This is a genomic window from Massilia phosphatilytica (assembly GCF_977014125.1).
In genome coordinates, this window is the sequence record NZ_CDRNIL010000113.1 from 1 (window position 1) to 2,424 (window position 2,424).

Here is a 2,424-nt window from a genome sequence, read left to right on the forward strand (position 1 = left end):
GCTCTTCCATTCTGTGCAGTGGAGTCAGGAGCTATTCTTCCAGAAAGCAGAAATCTCCATACCGTGTTTAACGAAATGGCAATACCGCATTATTGGGAAGAGTTGGATTGGGGCTGCCATAGCGCGACTTTGATGAAACATCACATTCAACAGGCAATACCCAGGTTCCAAACAGTTTTTTCTCAGTTTGCTCCCATACCTAGAATGTTCGACTATAAGTCGATTGAGCCATACTTTGAGGTATATGGGTGGAAGGTGAGTGCAGATCCGCTTCGCGCGCTTGAGTTCATCAATATGAAACATGTGTCGAGCACCGGTCTAGAGCTTGCTGGGAGCGGGACTACTACTATCATGACACCGGCTCTGTTCCGTGGCAAAAGTAAGGTGGCCGTCCTAGTCGACGGTCTCATGAACTCGGAAGTAAGGCCAGACGCTGAAGGAAAGATCATGTTCGATGTCGATCTCGGGCCGGCGAACTTGCAACAGCAATATTTGCTTGGGAGCGAGACCGGGGTTCGCATTCGGCGTATCGATTTGTTAGCACACTGGTCTACTGGACTGTAGCGCCTGACTTCTAACATATTCTGTTAGTTGTTTATCGTCGAAAATTGTCAGCAAGGGCGCAACATAGACCAGAAATATGAGCAGCTAAAAACTCGACGATATTATTGGTAATGTCGACATTGTTACTTAGTCTTGTAAGACAAGCTTTCAACGCATTGCAGATATCACGGACGGTCATTGGACAGTTTTTATGCGGTGCACGATCATGCTTGTGTCTCCTCTATCTTCCTTCAAGAAAATAGATTTCACCCGCCTCACAGCGGGTATTTTTTTGCCCGTTTACACTGTTTCAAGACCGTGCCGTTCAGTGTCCTTAGTCCGCTTTGTCAACAAAAGTGTTGAGTTTGCATACCCCTGTGGAGCACGTGTGCGTTTGACCGAGATCGTTCAAAGAAATCGCCCAACAGCACCGCGCCGAGGTATAGAGCGCGGCGTGTGGAATCTTGTCGAGCTCTAACTGATCGTCTGGTAAAGTTCTGGCAAAAGGTGTTCGCGCCTTGATCTTTATAGCGAGCTATCGTATGCCAGCAGCATCCCATTCTCTTGACGAGCCGGAGCGCCAGGAACTGCTCAAGTCCCTCGACATTCTGGATACCGCTCCGGAACCGGTCTTCGACCAGATTACCCGGCTTACAGCGCGCCTGCTGGACGTACCAATTGCCGTGTTTTCGCTGGTTGACAAGGATCGCCAATGGTTCAAGTCGCGCATCGGACTGGATGTACAGCAAACTTCCCGCGAGGTCGCCTTCTGCGCGCACGCGATCCTGCAGAGCGCGCCGCTGGTCGTTCCCGATGCCGCCGCCGATCCGAGGTTCGAGGACAATGCCCTCGTAAACGGCGATCCGAACATCAGATTTTACGCAGGCGTTCCGATTCGCAGCGCCGGCGGTCATGCGCTGGGGACGCTGTGCGCCATTGACTCCAAGCCGCGGCAGTTGTCCGTCGACGACTTGCAGACGTTGCGGGACCTGGCAGACATCATCACGAAAGAGATGCGTTACCGCGAAGCGCTGGCAGTCGCACGTCACAGCGTCGAGCGGTCCGGCGACGCGATTGCGTCCAGCGAGGCACGGTTCCGGTCGGTATTCGACATTGCCAGCATCGGCATGGCGATGGTCGCGCCGGATGGCGGGTGGCTGAGCGTGAACGAGGCGTTGTGCCGAATCGTCGGCTATGCGGCGGAGGAAGTGTACCGGACGACATTCCGCGACATTACCTATCCACCAGACCTGGATACGGACCTCGCGTTGCAGCAGCAGCTGGAGGCTGGCACGATCGACCAATATCAATTGGAGAAACGCTATGTCAGGAAGGATGGCACTCTCGTCTGGATAAATCTGAACGTCACGAAGAAAACCGGACCGGCTGGCGAACTGCTTTACTACGTCGCAGCCATCAAGGATATTCAGGCGCAAAAGGAGGCCGAAGCGAAGCTGCAGGCGCTACGCGCGGACCTGGAAACGCGCGTCGCGACCCGTACCCGGGAACTGAACGACGCGGTTGCCATGCTGGAGAGTGCTATGACCCACCAGCGGCGAGCAGAGCAAATGCTGAAGGACCGGGAAGCCGAACTACGCAGCGTGATCGAGAACGCCAACGATGCCTATATCGGACTGGACCGGGATGGCATCGTGCGCGAGTGGAACCGGCAGGCCGAGAAGACCTTCGGATGGCGCGCCAGCGAGGCGATCGGCCGGCCGCTGGACGGGTTGATCATTCCGGCCGAGATGGGAGAGATGCATCGGCGCGGCATGATAGTCGTAGTCCCGCTCCCAGCAAGCTCTAGACCAGGTGCTGGATCATCCAACTAACTCCTCCGTTTTAACCTTAGCAATACGTAACGTCGAAGCAAGGTTACAA

General features: G+C 54.7%; 2 protein-coding genes. Both read left to right on the top strand.

Translation table 11 applies throughout. From position 1 onward, the window contains the following. Nucleotides 1-564, top strand: a 564-nt coding sequence (locus ACWNCF_RS03880) for a hypothetical protein (protein WP_449406089.1), incomplete at its 5' end; no start/stop codon positions are given. Between the two features lie 497 nt (nt 565-1,061). Further along, complete coding sequence (locus ACWNCF_RS03885; RefSeq protein ID WP_449406090.1) at nt 1,062-2,375, top strand: PAS domain S-box protein; 1,314 nt, start codon at nt 1,062-1,064, stop codon at nt 2,373-2,375. Nucleotides 2,376-2,424 lie beyond the last annotated feature (49 nt).